This window comes from Paraburkholderia kururiensis JCM 10599 = LMG 19447 (genome assembly GCF_003986935.1).
GTDB lineage: Bacteria > Pseudomonadota > Gammaproteobacteria > Burkholderiales > Burkholderiaceae > Paraburkholderia > Paraburkholderia kururiensis.
Genome location: NZ_RJZE01000014.1, coordinates 75243 through 90558, shown reverse-complemented (window position 1 = coordinate 90558; position 15316 = coordinate 75243). Strand labels below are relative to the sequence as shown.

The 15316-nt window shown below is 67.3% G+C and carries 13 protein-coding genes; 8 read left to right on the top strand and 5 right to left on the bottom strand.

Translation table 11 applies throughout. The features are described 5' to 3' along the window. Nucleotides 1–20 precede the first annotated feature (20 nt). Nucleotides 21–767 carry a GntR family transcriptional regulator gene (locus PKKP23_RS18000; protein ID WP_017776892.1) on the top strand — a complete coding sequence of 249 codons (747 nt, stop codon included), beginning with the start codon at nucleotides 21–23 and terminating at the stop codon, nucleotides 765–767. Nucleotides 768–799: 32 nt separating this feature from the next. On the opposite strand, the gene PKKP23_RS17995 is transcribed toward PKKP23_RS18000, so the two are convergent. Then, nucleotides 800–2218 (bottom strand): CoA transferase, encoded by a 1419-nt coding sequence (locus tag PKKP23_RS17995; RefSeq protein ID WP_126877903.1) that lies wholly within the window; start codon nucleotides 2216–2218, stop codon nucleotides 800–802. Between the two features lie 158 nt (nucleotides 2219–2376). On the opposite strand from PKKP23_RS17995, the gene PKKP23_RS17990 reads away from it, so the two are divergent. Beyond that, complete coding sequence (locus tag PKKP23_RS17990) at nucleotides 2377–3633, top strand: citrate/2-methylcitrate synthase (RefSeq protein WP_126877902.1); 1257 nt, start codon at nucleotides 2377–2379, stop codon at nucleotides 3631–3633. Nucleotides 3634–3657: 24 nt separating this feature from the next. On the opposite strand, the gene PKKP23_RS17985 is transcribed toward PKKP23_RS17990, so the two are convergent. After that, on the bottom strand, nucleotides 3658–4023 hold the full coding sequence (locus PKKP23_RS17985) for a DUF2917 domain-containing protein (protein WP_126877901.1): 366 nt from the start codon (nucleotides 4021–4023) through the stop codon (nucleotides 3658–3660). 125 nt (nucleotides 4024–4148) lie between these two features. Here PKKP23_RS17985 and PKKP23_RS17980 point away from each other — a divergent pair, with 125 nt between their 5' ends. The 3 genes from PKKP23_RS17980 (at nucleotide 4149) to PKKP23_RS17970 (ending at nucleotide 8738) form a co-directional block, all read left to right on the top strand. Next, nucleotides 4149–5564 (top strand): aminotransferase-like domain-containing protein, encoded by a 1416-nt coding sequence (locus tag PKKP23_RS17980; RefSeq protein WP_126877900.1) that lies wholly within the window; start codon nucleotides 4149–4151, stop codon nucleotides 5562–5564. 157 nt (nucleotides 5565–5721) lie between these two features. After that, nucleotides 5722–7173, top strand: a complete 1452-nt coding sequence (gene mdtD / locus PKKP23_RS17975) for a multidrug transporter subunit MdtD (protein WP_051062068.1) — start codon at nucleotides 5722–5724, stop codon at nucleotides 7171–7173. Between the two features lie 287 nt (nucleotides 7174–7460). Then, nucleotides 7461–8738 carry an EAL domain-containing protein gene (locus tag PKKP23_RS17970; RefSeq protein ID WP_026121868.1) on the top strand — a complete coding sequence of 426 codons (1278 nt, stop codon included), beginning with the start codon at nucleotides 7461–7463 and terminating at the stop codon, nucleotides 8736–8738. 76 nt (nucleotides 8739–8814) lie between these two features. Here PKKP23_RS17970 and PKKP23_RS17965 read toward each other — a convergent pair whose 3' ends face one another. After that, a complete protein-coding gene (locus PKKP23_RS17965; RefSeq protein ID WP_126877899.1) occupies nucleotides 8815–9888 on the bottom strand; it encodes a sigma-70 family RNA polymerase sigma factor in 1074 nt (357 codons plus the stop codon). Nucleotides 9889–10084: 196 nt separating this feature from the next. Here PKKP23_RS17965 and clpP point away from each other — a divergent pair, with 196 nt between their 5' ends. Next, entirely contained in the window at nucleotides 10085–10765 is a 681-nt protein-coding gene (clpP, locus tag PKKP23_RS17960; protein WP_126877898.1) for an ATP-dependent Clp endopeptidase proteolytic subunit ClpP, read from the top strand. A gap of 106 nt (nucleotides 10766–10871) precedes the next feature. Here the strand turns inward: clpP and sodB are convergent, their stop codons facing one another. Both sodB and xseA read right to left on the bottom strand, forming a co-directional pair. Continuing rightward, nucleotides 10872–11453 (bottom strand): superoxide dismutase [Fe], encoded by a 582-nt coding sequence (sodB, locus tag PKKP23_RS17955; RefSeq protein ID WP_017776902.1) that lies wholly within the window; start codon nucleotides 11451–11453, stop codon nucleotides 10872–10874. 451 nt (nucleotides 11454–11904) lie between these two features. After that, nucleotides 11905–13305, bottom strand: a complete 1401-nt coding sequence (gene xseA, locus PKKP23_RS17950; RefSeq protein WP_126877897.1) for an exodeoxyribonuclease VII large subunit — start codon at nucleotides 13303–13305, stop codon at nucleotides 11905–11907. Nucleotides 13306–13915: 610 nt separating this feature from the next. Between xseA and lpxK the strand changes: the two genes are divergently transcribed. Beyond that, entirely contained in the window at nucleotides 13916–14935 is a 1020-nt protein-coding gene (gene lpxK, locus PKKP23_RS17945) for a tetraacyldisaccharide 4'-kinase (protein ID WP_126877896.1), read from the top strand. After that, nucleotides 14916–15116 carry a Trm112 family protein gene (locus PKKP23_RS17940; RefSeq protein WP_126877895.1) on the top strand — a complete coding sequence of 67 codons (201 nt, stop codon included), beginning with the start codon at nucleotides 14916–14918 and terminating at the stop codon, nucleotides 15114–15116. Before lpxK ends, PKKP23_RS17940 begins: the two co-directional genes overlap by 20 nt. Nucleotides 15117–15316 lie beyond the last annotated feature (200 nt).

The window sequence follows — 15316 nt, the reverse complement described above, 5'->3', positions numbered from 1 at the left end:
CCTTTCACGCCCGCTCCCTTATGAACGCTCCCTCGGAAGACCGCTGGCACGACCTGCGCCCGGACCCGGACAACGACACGCCGCTCTATCTGCAGCTCGCCCGCAAACTGGGCCACGCGATTCACGAGAATCGCTGGAACGCCGGCGAGGCGCTGCCCTCGGAACGCGTGCTCTCGGAAGCGCTCGGCGTGTCGCGCATCACGGCGCGCAAGGCGATTGCGCTGCTGGTCGAACAGGGCTTGATTCGCCGCACGCAAGGCGCGGGCAGCTTCATCACGCCGCGCTACGAAGATCCGCTCTCGCGGCTCACGAGTTTCAGCGAGATGCTGCGGCGCCGCGGCTTCACGCCCAGCTCGAAGTGGCTCTCACGCGAGATTCAGCCCGCAAGCCGCGAAGAAGTGATCCAGTTGGGGCTCTCGCCGGCGGCTGCCGTCACGCGCCTCAAGCGGCTGCGCCTCGCGGACGGCATCGTGATGGCCGTCGAGAATTCCACCTTTCCTGCCGCGCTGATTCCCGATCCGCAGGCGATCGGCGATTCGCTGTACAGCTTCCTGGAACAACGTGGCCTTGCGATCGTGCGCGCGCTTCAGCATTTCCGCGCGGTCAACGCGAGCGAAGAGATTGCGCGGCAAATGAGCATTGCGCCGAACGAAGCGCTGCTGCTCATCACGCGCGTGGGCTACACGGCGGATCAGCGCGCCATCGAACTCACCGACACGTATTGCCGCAACGACTATTACGACTTCGTCGCGGAGCTGCGCAAGTAGCCTCGCAAGCCGGCGTCGCAGTTGAGCGTGAATCAGCTCCAGCGCGGTTCGTCTGTCCCGATAGGCACAGGCGGGCGGGCATAGAACGGCGGCGTCTCCGACAACCGCTCCGCAGGCGCCGCCGCGCACACACGCCCGAACGGCGAGTCCGTCGTTTCGAGACAGTCGGCCACGTCGCTGAACGTCACGTCGGGCGTGCGCCAACCGTCTTCAATCTGCCCCAGCGACTGTAGCCAGCGCCCCGTCTGCGCAAGCGAAACGCGCACGTGCCAGCTGCCGCCCTCCTTCGCGCGCCGCGCGAGCGCGGCCATCGCGCCGAACGCAGCAAGATAGCCGGTGCCGTGATCCAAAGCCTGACACGGCAGATGCCGGGGCGCGTCGAACGGCTGGTTGCCGCCCGCACGATGCGAACTCACCGCGCCGCTTTCCGTCCACACGATGCCGCTCGCCGATTGCACGAGGCTGTCGAACCCGCGCCGGTTGGCCCACGGCCCGGTGTGTCCGTAAGCGCAGATCGACACGTACACGATGCCGGGCCGCTGCTGCGCGAGCGCCTGCGGCCCGAAACCCCGCGCCGTGAGCGCGCCGGGGCGATACGCCTCAAGAAACACGTCGGCCTCCGAAGCGAGTGCGAGCAACGTATCGCGCGCCGCCGCTTCGCGCAGATCGAGCGTGGCCGAGCGCTTGCCGCGACCGTTGTCGATCACGAGCGGTTCGATGTTCGGCAGATGCGGACCGTTGACGAGCAGCACGTCCGCTCCGTGATGCGCGAGCGCGCGGCCCGCCACCGGTCCGGCAATGATCCGCGACAGGTCCAGCACGCGCACGCCTGCAAGCGGCCGGTCGGCGCCACCGCGGCCCGGCGGCTGCGGCGGCGCATCGCCAATGCGTTCGATCTCGATGAGCGGCAGGTCCGCGATGGCTCTCGCCTGCGGCAACGCGGCCCATTCGCGCGGCGAGCGAACCAGCGCCGCGCAGAGGCCGGCGTCTGCCAGCGCGGTATCGAGCGCGGCGCCATCCCAGCCGCGAATCGCTTCGGCCACCGCCTCGCGGCTGTTTTCGCAGCCCAGAACCGAGAGCACACCGTGCAGATGGTGCGGGAAGTTCGTGTGCAGCTGAATCCAGCGGCCATCGCGCGTGGCGTAAAAGCCGGTCACAGGGTGACGCAGCTCGCGTGGCAACTCATCGTTCACGCGCAGATAGCGCTCGCTGCGAAATGCGACGAGCGCGCGTCGCACGTCCACCTCCACGCGTTGGCGGCAACCTGTGCGCAGCCGGAAGCATTCCGCTGCGGCAAGCCCCGCGGCACCGATCGTGGAGGCGGCCAGCGTGCCCACGCGATAAACCGAAGGCAAGCCCGGGTCGTTGCCGTCCAGATGGATCGAATCGAGCGCAGCAGGATCGCATCCGGCAAGAGACCACAGATGTTCCAGAGCGAGACGAGGCGTCATGATCGGCAGCCGGGCGGATCCGGCGGTGTGAGTGGGTCGAAAAAGGTGAGGCGAAACAACCGAAGTGAAACGAGTCTAGATTTCCCGACCACACCGATCAATCTTGATTAAGATAATCAACATATATCGATTTCTCCGGTTTTTCCGCCCAGGCCGCCATGTCCAGCTATATGACCGCATCCGAAGCCGCCGACGCGCTCGGCGTGAGCCTTGCCACGCTCTACGCCTACGTGAGCCGCGGCATGCTGCAATCCGCGCCCGACCCGGCGAGCAAACGGCGCCGCTACGCCGCAACCGACGTGCGCCGTCTCGCGCGGCGCAAGGCCGACGGCAAGCGCGCCGGCAAGGTCGCGCAGAAGGTGCTGGACTGGGGCGTGCCGGTGCTCGAATCGTCGATCTCGCTGATCGCCGACGGCCGGCTCTTCTATCGCGGCCGCGACGCCACCGCGCTCGCGCGCACCGCGACGCTCGAAGACGTCGCCGCGCTGCTTTGGGAATGCACGCCGCACCGCATTGCAGAGGCGCCCGCCGCTCCGCTCGCCGCCGCGCAATGGGCGGCGTGGCTCAAGCTATGGGCCGACAGCACGCCGCTCGATCGCGCGCTCGTGCTGTTGCCGGCTGCAGCCGCGCAGATGCCGCGCGTCTGGGCACTTGGCCGCGACGCGCAGCTCGATACGGCAGCGCTCGTGCTGCGCTTCGTGGCGGCGGCGATGATCTCGGCGGCGCCGTCGGCCGATCCGCTGCATCGCCAGCTTGCCGCGGCCTGGGGCGTGCGCAATCGCCAGCAAGCCGATCTGCTGCGTGCAGCGCTCGTGCTCTGCACCGATCACGAACTCAACGCGTCCACGTTCACGGTGCGCTGCATTACGTCCACGGGCACGCATCTGTTCGGCGCCGTGGCGGGCGGGCTCGCGGCGCTGGCCGGGCCGCGTCACGGCGGCGAGACAGCGCGCGTCGCCGCCCTCTTCGACGAAGCCGCGCGCGCCGGCGACCTGAACCGCTATCTCGCCACCCGGCTCGCCGCACATGAGCACGGCAGCGCGACGGCTGCGCCCGAGCGCCCCGCCGCGGTCCTGCCGGGCTTCGGGCACCCGCTCTATCCGGACGGCGATCCGCGTGCGCGGCTGCTGCTCGAACTGCTGGCCGAATGCGCGCCCGCGCGCTCATCGATGCGCGAGGTGGACGCACTGGCGCGCGCCGTCCACGAGACGACAGGCGTCTTTCCTACGGTGGATTTCGCGCTTGCCGCTATCGAGCGCGTGTTGGGGTTGCCGCACGGCGCCGCGTTCACGCTGTTCGCCGTGGGGCGCACGGTGGGCTGGATCGCGCATGCGATGGAGCAGGCGGCGGACGGCCGGCTCATCCGTCCGCGCGCACGGTATGTGGGGGAATACGAAACCGTCGCGGGTGAATGACGTTGACTTGCGGGGCGCCGCCGGTCACGCGAGGCGCGAGGCAGAACGCGAGGCAAAGCGCGCAGCAAAGCGAGCCAGGCTCCACTTCGGCGCCCAATTCCGCAGCACGCGTCCGAGCGCAAGACCTGGCGCCTGGGCCGCGCCGCCTCGCGTCGTTTGCACACCGAATGCGAGCACAAAACGCGCGCCGGCACGCCCCGAACTGACCCACGTACGGGCGCCGCGCGGCAGCGCAAACGACTCGCCGGCCGCGAGCCAGTAATCGCCGGCGTCGCCCTCCACCGTCAACCAGATCTGTCCCGCCCGCACTTCCAGGACGAGCGGCTGCGCGGCGTGCAGGGCGGCCGCGGGCTCGCCGTGTTCGAGTTCGAATGTACGGATTTCGCGCATTGCAGTGCTCCTTGAAGGGCATTGACGGTTCGAGCATTATTGCGAGGCGACGCTGCTGCGCCCATGCACAGTTCTGCACAGTTCGGTCTGAACTGTACAGTCGAAAAACCTGACAGTGAGTCCCCATGAAGCTCCAACTCGACCGCGCGAGCGGCGTGCCGCTCACCGAACAGATCGTCACCGGCGTGCAGGACTGGATCCGTTCGCGCGCGGCGCACCCGGGCGCGAAGTTGCCGTCCATCCGCCAGCTTGCCGCCGACTACGGCATCAGCCGCTTTCCCGTGATCGAGGCATACGACCGGCTCGTGTCGCTCGGCTACGTCGATTCGCGTCACGGCTCGGGCTTCTACGTGTCCGAGCGCGGACTGCCCGGCACGTTCGGCATGAGCGGCATGGGGCTCTCGGACCCGCGACGCGCCGAAGAGGAATCCATTCACATCCTGCGGCACCTGAACCGGCCGGACGAGACGCTGGAACTCGACAGCGGCTCCATTCCGCAGGCCTGGCGCGACATGGAGAGCCTCGGCCAGGCTATTCGCCTCGTATCGCGCACCGATGGTTCGAGCCTCGTCGATTACGCCACGCCGCTCGGCAACGTGAAGCTGCGCGAGCATCTGCAAACGCGCCTCGCGCCGCTCGGCATTGCCGTCGATCCGTCGCAGATCCTCATCACCGAAGGCGCAAGCGAAGCGCTCGACCTGCTGATGCGCTACATGCTCAAGGGCGGCGACACGGTGTTCGTCGAAGACCCGGGCTACTACAACCTCTACGGCCTGCTCAAGCTGCACGGCGTGAAGCTGGTGGGCATTGCGCGCACGGCCAACGGGCCGGATCTCGACATGCTCGAAGCCATGCTCATCGAGCACCGGCCACGCGCGTTCTTCATCAACTCCGTGTTCCACAATCCGACCGGCACGACCGTGACGCCACCCGTCGCGTTCAGGCTGTTGCAGCTGGCGCGCGAGCACCGCTTCACCATCGTGGAAGACGACATCTACGGCGATTTCCAGACCGATCCCACCGACCGCCTCGCCACGCTCGACCAACTCGAACACGTGGTCTACGTGGGTGGGCTTTCGAAGACGCTTTCGTCTTCGCTGCGCGTGGGCTACGTGGTGGCGAGCCCGCAGATCGTGAAAGACCTCGCCGACATCAAGGTGCTCACGAGTATCGGCGGCTCGCGTTTTGCTGAAGCCGTAGCCGTGGCGCTGCTCGAACGCGGCGCGTACCGCAAGTATCTGGAACGCCTGCGGCGCCGCATGCGCGATGCGCTCGGCAGCGCGACGCAGACGCTCACGACGAGCGGCTGGGAGCTGTTCGCCCGTCCGCAGGGCGGCAAGTTCCTGTGGGCACGCGTGCCGCACATCGAAGACTCGGCGCGACTGGTTGCCTGCGGCGAGCCGCTCGGCGTGACGGTGACGCCGGGCAGTTACTTCCGCCCTGACGGCCAGCCGAGTCCGTGGATCCGCATCAATGCCGCATTCGCGAACGATCCGCGGGCACGTGCGTTCTTTGAGGCGGCGGCGCGGCTGAGCGGCTGACCACCCGGGCGCGCCCGCTGCATCGGCAGGCGCGCAAACTGCGGGCACACGCTGTTTTCCCTACAATGGCGGCTGCCCCTTATTTGCCCGGTACTAGTCCTGTACTTGTCCGGTACTTGCCTTCCACCTGCCCGCGGCCCGCTCCTCCAGCACGCCCATGCCCGTCCCCACCACCGCTCCCGCTGCTCCGTCCGCTACGCCGTCTGCCCGTTCCCTCACTGTCATGTTGTGGCTCGTCGCGACGGGCTTCTTCATGCAGACGCTCGACTCCACCATCGTGAACACCGCGCTGCCCGCCATGGCGAACAGCCTCGGCGAGTTGCCGCTCAGAATGCAGTCCGTCGTGATCGCCTATTCGCTCACGATGGCAGTGATGATTCCCGTGTCGGGATGGCTCGCGGACAAACTCGGCACGCGGCGCGTATTCTTCAGCGCGATTCTCGTGTTCACGCTCGGCTCGCTGCTGTGTGCCAACGCGCATTCGCTGATGCAGCTCGTCGTGTGGCGCGTCGTGCAAGGCGTGGGCGGCGCGATGCTGCTGCCTGTGGGGCGCCTCGCCGTGCTGCGCACCTTTCCTGCCGAGCGCTATCTGCCGGCGCTCTCGTTCGTCGCCGTTCCCGGGCTGATCGGACCGCTGATCGGCCCGACGCTGGGCGGCTGGCTCGTCAAGATCGCCTCGTGGCACTGGATCTTTCTGATCAACGTGCCGGTGGGCATCGTGGGCTGCATCGCGACCTTCATCTTCATGCACGACAGCCGCAATCCCGATACGCCGCGCTTCGACCTCGCCGGCTATCTGCTGCTCGTGGTAGGCATGATCGCGATCTCCGTTGCGCTCGACGGCCGCGCCGAACTGAGCCTCGAACACGCTGCCGTGCTCGTGCTGCTGATCCTGAGCCTCGCCTGTTTCGTGGCCTACGGGCTGCACGCGGTACGCGCCCCGCAGCCGCTCTTCCCGCTCGACCTCTTTCGCATCCACACCTTCAGCGTGGGGCTGCTCGGCAATCTGTTCGCGCGCATCGGCAGCGGCGCGATGCCGTATCTGATTCCGCTGCTGCTCCAGGTGGGTCTGGGCTACAGCGCATTCGAAGCGGGCCTCATGATGTTGCCCGTCGCGGCGGCCGGCATGTCGGCCAAGCGGCTCGTCACGCAACTCATCACGCGTTACGGTTATCGGCGCGTGCTGGTGACCAACACCGTGCTGGTCGGACTGGCGATGGCGAGCTTTTCGCTCTCCAGCCCGAACGAGCCGCTGTGGCTGCGCCTCGTGCAGCTCGCGCTCTTCGGCTGCGTGAACTCGATGCAGTTCACCGCGATGAACACGCTCACGCTCAAGGACCTCGGCACGGGTGGCGCGAGCAGCGGCAACAGCCTCTTCTCGCTCGTGCAGATGCTCTCGATGAGCCTCGGCGTGACCGTGGCCGGCGCCATGCTCACCACGTTCACCGGCATCCTGCCGCGCGCCACCGCCACGCACGTGCTGCCGGCCTTCCACGCCACGTTCCTGTGCGTGGGCATCATCACGGCCGGGTCGTCGTGGATCTTCGCGCAGCTCTCGCCGGACGTCCGCGGCACGGCGAAGAAAACAGATCCTTCCGAGCGGGCCTGAGCCGGTTCATCGCACTCCTGCGTGCCTCTTTCGATTGATTCTCGCCTCGGCCCGAGCGCCCGCCGGGGCGCCGGCTGCACGCTTGCGACCCGCTGCGGGGCAGCCCGCGCACCGTTCGTGTGCAGATGCCACGAGACCGCGCCGCCCGGTCCTGCTCCACGTCAGAAAGGCGGCAAGAAGGCGGCGTCTTCGAACTGTGCATGCTTCTTGCTGACCTATCCTGTAGACTCGAAGTCTCTTCTCGTGCGGTTCGCGCAGTCCCGCACACACGCCGCCTCACTGACATGATGAGCATGCTCGACCTCGATCCCCCCGGCTTTCAGCCGCCGCGCCCTGTGGCCGGCGACGAAGGCTCCCGGCGCACCGTGCTGTACGGCGGTTACACCGTGTTCAGCGTGTTCCAGCCGGTGTTTTCGGTGGCGCACCGGCGTGCCATCGGTTATCACGCCTCGCTGCGCGCGCATGACGAACAGGGGCAGCAGGTTTCGTCGCACGAGGTGTTCACGCAGGCAGCCCGGCGCGGCGACCTGCTCGAACTGGGGCGGCTCACGGAGTCGCTGCATCTGGGCAACTTCAACGCCTTCGACAGCCACGACGAGTGGCTCTTCCTGAACCTGCACCCTGCGGCGCTCATGGATACGAGCTACGGCGACGCGCTGCTCGCGCGCCTGAAGGCGCTCGGTCTGCCGCCGCAACGCGTGGTGCTGGAGCTTTCGGAACAAACGGGCGGCGAGACGACGCGCTTTGCCGAGATCATCGACGGCCTGCGCAAGTCGGGCTTCCTGATCGCGCTGGACGGCTTCGGCGCAAAGCATTCGAACATCGACCGTGTGTGGCACCTGCGGCCCGACATCGTCACGCTGGACCGCGGCATCCTTGCGCAGGCCACGCGCCATTCGCACATCGAACGTGTGTTGCCCGGACTCGTTTCGATGCTCCACGAGTCCGGCCAGCTGGTGCTGATGGGCGGGCTCGCCACCGAGCGCGACGCGCTGATCGCGCTGGAATGCAACGTCGATTTCGTGCAGGGCGCGTATTTCGCCGGGCCGGATGTGGAGCCCGTGAAGCCGCAGGTTGCGGCGGAACTCATGGACGCGCTCTCGGCGCGGTTGCGCGAACGCGTGGCGGCCCGCGAACGCGACCAGACGGCGCGCCTCGCGCCCTACGTGCGTGCGCTGGAAGGCGCCGCGAAGCAGTTGGCGGCCGGCGTTTCGATGGCCGAAGCCACGGCGCCGCTGCTCAAGCTCGGCGAAACCGCGCGCTGCTTCCTGCTGGACGGCTCGGGCCGGCAGATCGGCGACAACGTGCTGCCCACAGGCCGTACGTCGCAGCGTGCCAAGCGCTTCAGTCCGCTGCTGCACTCCGAAGGCGCAAGCTGGGAGCGTCGCCCTTATTTCATCGAGGCCGTGCGCGCGCCCGGCCACGTGCATCTCACGCCGCCATATCTCTCGATCAACGAGGCGCACCTATGCGTGACGGCGTCCATCGCGGCGCACACGTCGCGCGGCATGCAGGTGCTGTGCGTCGATATCAACTGGGACATGGCGGCGCGGCGCAGCGCGTGATGGGCGCTTTTTTAATGCCCGCTTGATACCCACTCGATACTCGCTTATGTGTGCGCTTGCGTGAATAGCCGTCACGTCACGCGACGATCGCTTCCTCCGCACTGCAACGCACGGCGCCGCTGCGCGCCGGCTGCTCGAATATCCGCTGAAGCAGCCGTTTGATCGCTTGCGCGCCATACAGCCGATTGGCGGCGCGCAAGAAGGCCGCGTCCGTGACGATCGCCATGCGGGCGACGGGCGCACCCTCGCTTTCTTCCAGCCCAACCGATACGGCGACAAGCGCGACGATCTCGCCCTCGGCATCGAGCAGCGCCACGCGCGGTTCGCCTTCGATTGTGGTGATGGACTCGGCGCGGAGCACGCCATCACGCGCTTGCGCCGGCATAGAGGCGTCGCTGAACCGCTGTGAGGTGGGGGCAAGCGCGCTCGCCTCGTCGCGCTCCACAAGCCGCGCGCTGTCGCGGGGCACACCCGCCTCATACCCCACCGCCGTAGTCGCCTCTACCAGCGCCATAACACCCGCCCGGTCCTGCAAGGCAATCGCCTCGCGCAGACGGTCGACCACCTGCCTGTGCCGCGCTGGATCGTCGGGTGCGGACGGCATGCCGGGCCGCTGCAGCCTCTCGCGGGCACGGTGCACGATCTGCCGGCAGTTCGCCGGCGTCTTGCCAACGATGCGCGCGATCTCGGCATAGTCGCAGTCGAAGCCTTCGTGCAGCACGAAGGCTGCTCGCTCGACGGGCGAGAGCCGTTCGAGCAGCAACAACAGGCCATGCGACATCTCGGCGGCCCGCAGCGCGAGGTCTTCCGCGGAGGGCGCCCAATCCGCGGCGTGGCCCGAGTTGCCCGAATCGCCCGCGTCGCCCGCATCACCCGGCCACGTCTGCGGCAGCGCGCCGTGCGCGCGCGGCATCCGCTCTCTTCGCAGCCGCCGCAGACGATCAATGGCGAGGCGCGTCGTGATGGTCGCGAGCCACGCAGCGGGCTCGCGCAACGCGTTAGCGTCGGCGGCGTGCCACTTGAGCCAGGCATCCTGCACCACGTCTTCGGCCTCCGCGCGGCTGCGCAGCAGCCGGTACGCGAGCGACTCCAGCCGCGCGCGCAATGCCTCGAAGGCCGTGATGCCGTTGTTGCTGGAAGACTGCGTCATTCGTCTCGCTCCTCGATGATCGCGCGGGCTTCTGCGCGCCGCCTCGATGACTTCTTGCTGCCCTTCTTTCCGATGACGTTCGGCGTGCCCGGCGTGTGACACCGTGCGGCGCCTTCCCGCGAAAAATTTTTCTGTCACGCGGCGCGGCGCCGGGGCGTCAACAGGGCAGATCACGTCCCGTTTTGGCGAGGAATCCATGCACACGCGTTATCCCTTCGTTGTGTCGTCCGGGCTCGGACTCGTGCCCACCGTCATCGAGCAATCCGGCCGCGGCGAGCGCGCCTACGACATCTATTCGCGACTGCTGCGCGAGCGCATCGTGTTCCTCGTCGGGCCCGTGAACGAGCAGTCGGCCAGCCTGATCGTGGCGCAACTGCTCTTTCTCGAGTCCGAGAACCCCGACAAGGATATTTGCTTTTACATCAACTCGCCGGGCGGTTCGGTCTACGACGGCCTCGCCATCTACGACACGATGCAGTTCATCAAGCCCGACGTATCCACGCTCTGCACTGGCTTTGCCGCCAGCATGGGCACCTTTCTGCTCGCCGCGGGGCATCCGGGCAAGCGCTACGCGCTGCCGAACGCACGCATCATGATCCACCAGCCGTCGGGCGGCAGCCAGGGCACGGCCGCGGACGTGGAGATCCAGGCGAAGGAAGTGCTGTATCTGCGCGATCAGCTCGACGGCGTACTGGCGGCACGCACGGGGCAGACGCTCGAGCAGATCCGCAAAGACACCGACCGCGACAACTTCATGTCGGCGAGCGCGGCGAAAGCATATGGTCTCATCGACGATGTGCTGAGTTCGCGCGACGCGATCGGCACGATGGGCACAATCGGCGCGACTGGGCCGGCGAGAGACGATTCGCCTGTGTGAAGCGTGGCTCGGCTGAGATCGCCGGACGCCGTAAACGACAAAGCCCTCCGGAACCGGAGGGCTTTCTGCGACGCTACAGCAACGCTGCAACGGAACGGCAAACGCCTTATGCGAAGTTCTTCGCGGCGAAGTCCCAGTTCACGATGTTCCAGAACGCTTCCACGAACTTCGGACGCGCATTGCGGTAGTCGATGTAGTACGCGTGCTCCCACACGTCGATGGTGAGGAGCGGCTTGGCGTCCGTGGTGAGCGGCGTGGCGGCGTTGCTCGTCGAAACGATGTCGAGCGAACCGTCGGCCTTCTTCACGAGCCACGTCCAGCCCGAACCGAAGTTCGCGACGGCTGCTTTCGAGAAGGCTTCCTTGAACGCGTCGTAGGAGCCCCACTTCGCGTTGATTGCGTCGCCCAGCGCGCCGGCCGGCGCACCGCCGCCTTGCGGCGAAAGGCCGTTCCAGAAGAACGTGTGATTCCAGATTTGCGCGGCGTTGTTGAAGATACCGCCCGACGCCTTCTTGATGATTTCTTCCAGCGGCAGGTTCTCGAATTCGGTGCCCGGAATCAGGTTGTTCAGGTTCGTGACGTAGGCCTGGTGATGCTTGCCGTAGTGGAACTCGAGCGTCTCTTCGGACATGTGCGGAGCGAGCGCGTTCTTCGCGTACGGCAGCGGCGGGAGCGTATGTTGTGCCATGGTGCTGATCCTTCTGTCGTTTATGGGGGAGTCTGCGGATGACGCTGTGGAGCACTGGATTGTAGGCGACTTGGAATAACCCCGCAAACCACGCGCCTTTTTGTCGAACTTCATGCTGACAAACGGCGTGGCTGGCGTAAAAGCTGCCTTTACGCCAGCAAGGGCAAGGTTAAAAGTGCGTGCCGCCCGGCGTCAGGCTGTCGCGACGCGGACTGTCATCGGGACGTCATTCAGCAGCGTGCTGGATGGCGGGACGGCAGCGGGTATCGTCGCGTGAGCGATCCGCTTTGCACGGTGCCGCAAGAAGCGCGCCGCGATGGTTTGACGGGCGTTTCTCGGATGGGGCGTTTGCGTCGGGCGTTTGCGTCCAGCGTTTGCGTTGATTATTTGCGTTGATTTCTCGTCTCGACTTCTCATACGCCCTGCGCTTTCGTCGCTCGCCCCCGGCAATTCAAAAGCCTTCCGTCAAACGCGGCTGGACGTCGGCAAGCGCAATGTCCGCCGCGCCCTGGGCGAGATGTACCGTGAGCCGCTTGCCGGGCTTGAGTTGAGCGGGCGAGCGCAGTGCTTCGCCGCTTTGCACGTCGAGCAGCGCAGCGTATCCGCGCTCCAGCGTGCGCTGCGGGCTCAACACCTCGAGCCGCGCAGCAAGTGAGGCCACGCGCGCCGACGCGCGCTCGTGCCGGCGCGCGAGGGCGCCGTGAAGCCGCTGGGCCAGCGCATCGAGCGCCAGCCGGTGCCGCGCGGGGTCAGGACGGCAACGCTGCCACCGCATCTGCACGAGCGCAAAGCGCGACTTCGCATCGCGCACCGGACGCGCGCCGGCCGACACGAGCCGCACCGCCAGCTGCTGCAAATGCGTGCGCTGCCGCTCGAGCCGCTCCGCGGGCGACACGAGCCGCCGCGCCAGCCAGTCGAGCTGCTGCGCCCGTCGCTCCATCATGCGGCCGAAGCCGCGCGCGAGCATCGCATGCCGATGATCGAGATCGCGCAGCAGCAGCACACGCTGCGGACTCACGAGTTCCGCCGCGCCGGTGGGCGTCGGCGCACGCACGTCGGCAGCGAAATCGGCAATGGTGAAGTCGGTTTCGTGACCCACGCCGCTCACCACGGGCAGCGCGCTGCCCGCAATCGCGCGGGCCAGCACCTCCTCGTTGAACGCCCACAAATCTTCAATCGAGCCACCTCCGCGGCAGACGATCAGCACATCCACTTCGTTGCGCGCGTTCGCGGCACCCACCATCGCGGCGAGCTTGTCGGCGGCGCCTGCGCCCTGCACCGGCGCGGGGTAGACGATCACCGGCACATGCGGCGCGCGCCGGCACAAGGTGGTGAGCACGTCGCGCAAGGCGGCCGCCTGCATTGACGTCACCACACCGATGGCGCGCGGATGCGCGGGCAGCGGCCGCTTGCGTTCGGCATCGAAGAGCCCTTCGGCTTCGAGCTTTGCCTTCAGCTTCAGAAAGGCCTCGTAGAGACGCCCCTGGCCGGTACGGCGTACCGCTTCCACGTTGAGCTGCAATTCGCCGCGCGGCTCGTACATCGTGACGAGCGCGCGCACTTCGATGCGATCGCCTTCGCGCGGCGTGAACTCGGCGTACTGGGCGCGTCCACGGAACATGACGCAGCGCATCTGCGCCTGCGCGTCCTTGATCGAGAAGTACCAGTGGCCGCTCGCGGCGCGCGTGAAGTTCGACACCTCGCCCGACACCCACACCAGAGGAAACGACCGTTCGAGCAGCGTGCCGATGGCGCGGTTGAGCGCCGAAACCGGCACCACGGCCTCGCCACCCGCCGAAATCGACGAGGTGAATGAACGATCGGAGGAACGGTCGAAGCTGTCGGAGTTCATGCGATGAATGAGCGGTTTTGCAGCAGTTTGCGTTTGACTGGCCGCCCAGACAATAGACCGATCGGGCTTGCTGCGTCCAGCGGGCTGTATGCGAAGCGCAATGTGTCCACATTCCAGGCGGGCGCGCGCGAGTGCCGCCCAATACCGTTGCAACGCCAATGAATTCGGCGCAAACCCTTGATCTACAAGGATTTGCGCGTGCTTCCACGTGGGAGGGCGCCGATGGAAGGCTTTTCGAACGGGCTTTCCGGGGCGATCGATGGCTGGTTCTCCACAAAGTTGTCCACAGGCGCTCGAAGCGCCTCGCGAGGTCCTGAGCACCGCGCTGGCAACCGTCCCCGACTTGCCGCACAAGGCCCTCGCGCGCTAGAGTGCCGGCTTTGCGGGGCCGGATGCAGAACGCCTTCGCGCCTCGCCCGCATCACTGCACGCCCTAGCCGCCCGGAGAAATCTCGCCGATGCCCGCAGCCCAGCCCCTCGCGTCTCACCTCAGCGCGCCGGCCCTCTCCGAGCCGCAATCGTCTGACCGCGCGCTTTGCCTCGCCCCTCGTGCCCCTCGTGCACCTCGTTCGCTTCGTGCACCTCGTGCCATCCGCACCGCCTTGCCCCGATGATCGACGCCCTGCGTTCGCGCCTTGAAAGCCGCGTCAGCCACGAATGGCAGCGCCGCGGTCCGTTCGCGTGGGCGTTGACGCCGTTCGCGTGTGTCTTCGGCGCCGTGGCAGCCCTGCGGCGCGCGGCCTTTTCCGCGGGCTGGCTGAAAAGCGTGCGCACGCCGGTGCCGGTCGTCGTGGTGGGCAACGTGACCGTGGGCGGCACGGGCAAGACGCCAACCGTGATCGCGCTCGTGGAAGCGCTGCGCGCGGCGGGCTTCTCGCCGGGCATCGTGTCGCGCGGTTATGGCGCGCGAATCGAACGGCCGACGGCCGTCACCTCGGCGAGCACACCGGACGTGGCGGGCGACGAGCCGCTCCTCCTCGCGCGGCGCACTGGTGCGCCGGTCTGGGTTTGTCCGGACCGCGTGGCCGCCGCGCAGGCGCTGTGCGCGGCGCACCGCGACGTGGACGTGATCGTGAGCGACGACGGTCTCCAGCACTATCGCCTCGCGCGCGACGTGGAACTTGTCGTGTTCGATCATCGCCTGGGTGGCAACGGCTTTCTGCTGCCGGCCGGCCCGCTGCGTGAACCGCTTTCGCGGCACCGCGACGCAACGCTCGTCAACGATCCCTACGCGCGCTCGCTCCCGGCCTGGCCGAACACGTTCGCCCTCGACCTCGCGCCCGGCGACGCGTGGCATCTCGATAACCCTGCCCTGCGCCGGCCGCTCGCGCAGTTCGCCGGGCAGCGCGTGCTCGCCGCGGCAGGCATCGGCGCGCCCGAGCGCTTCTTCGCCACGCTGCGCGCGGCCGGGCTTTCGCCCGAGACGCGCGCGCTGCCCGATCACTACGCGTTCGCGACGAATCCGTTCGAGGATGTGGAGGCCGACGCGATCCTGATCACCGAAAAGGATGCGGTAAAATTGGCGGCCTGGCACGACGCGCGCATCTGGGTGGTACCTGTCCAGGCTGCGCTCGATCACCGCCTCATCGCACTGGTTGTGGAGAAACTCCGTGGACGCCCGCCTGCTTGAAATCCTCGTCTGCCCGATCTGCAAGGGCCCGCTCAGCTACGACCGCGCCGCACAGGAGCTTATCTGCCACGCGGACAAGCTCGCCTACCCGATTCGCGACGGCATCCCCGTCATGCTCGTCGACGAAGCACGTCAGACGGTTGAAGGCACGCCCGTCGATCCCGCGGGTCCCGGCGTCTGACGCGCTGACGTTGCGTTGGGCTTTGTGCCGTTGGGCTTTGTCATCGTGATGCTGGGCGCTGCGCTTTCGACCTGCTGAAATCAGAACGAGCGCACGGCGGCTATCGGCAGGCAGGTTGATTGCGCGCTGACACGTCGCCCGCCGCGCAGGCATCGCCCGATGCAAACGTCTTCGCACAGCGTGCGGCGCACGCATCCCTC

Coding starts and splice junctions, on each gene's coding strand:
- PKKP23_RS18000 (WP_017776892.1), top strand. CDS start 21: ATGAACGCTCCCTCGGAAGACCGCTGGCACGACCTGCGCCCGGACCCG.
- PKKP23_RS17995 (WP_126877903.1), bottom strand. CDS start 2,218: ATGACGCCTCGTCTCGCTCTGGAACATCTGTGGTCTCTTGCCGGATGC.
- PKKP23_RS17990 (WP_126877902.1), top strand. CDS start 2,377: ATGTCCAGCTATATGACCGCATCCGAAGCCGCCGACGCGCTCGGCGTG.
- PKKP23_RS17985 (WP_126877901.1), bottom strand. CDS start 4,023: ATGCGCGAAATCCGTACATTCGAACTCGAACACGGCGAGCCCGCGGCC.
- PKKP23_RS17980 (WP_126877900.1), top strand. CDS start 4,149: ATGAAGCTCCAACTCGACCGCGCGAGCGGCGTGCCGCTCACCGAACAG.
- mdtD (WP_051062068.1), top strand. CDS start 5,722: ATGCCCGTCCCCACCACCGCTCCCGCTGCTCCGTCCGCTACGCCGTCT.
- PKKP23_RS17970 (WP_026121868.1), top strand. CDS start 7,461: ATGAGCATGCTCGACCTCGATCCCCCCGGCTTTCAGCCGCCGCGCCCT.
- PKKP23_RS17965 (WP_126877899.1), bottom strand. CDS start 9,888: ATGACGCAGTCTTCCAGCAACAACGGCATCACGGCCTTCGAGGCATTG.
- clpP (WP_126877898.1), top strand. CDS start 10,085: ATGCACACGCGTTATCCCTTCGTTGTGTCGTCCGGGCTCGGACTCGTG.
- sodB (WP_017776902.1), bottom strand. CDS start 11,453: ATGGCACAACATACGCTCCCGCCGCTGCCGTACGCGAAGAACGCGCTC.
- xseA (WP_126877897.1), bottom strand. CDS start 13,305: ATGAACTCCGACAGCTTCGACCGTTCCTCCGATCGTTCATTCACCTCG.
- lpxK (WP_126877896.1), top strand. CDS start 13,916: ATGATCGACGCCCTGCGTTCGCGCCTTGAAAGCCGCGTCAGCCACGAA.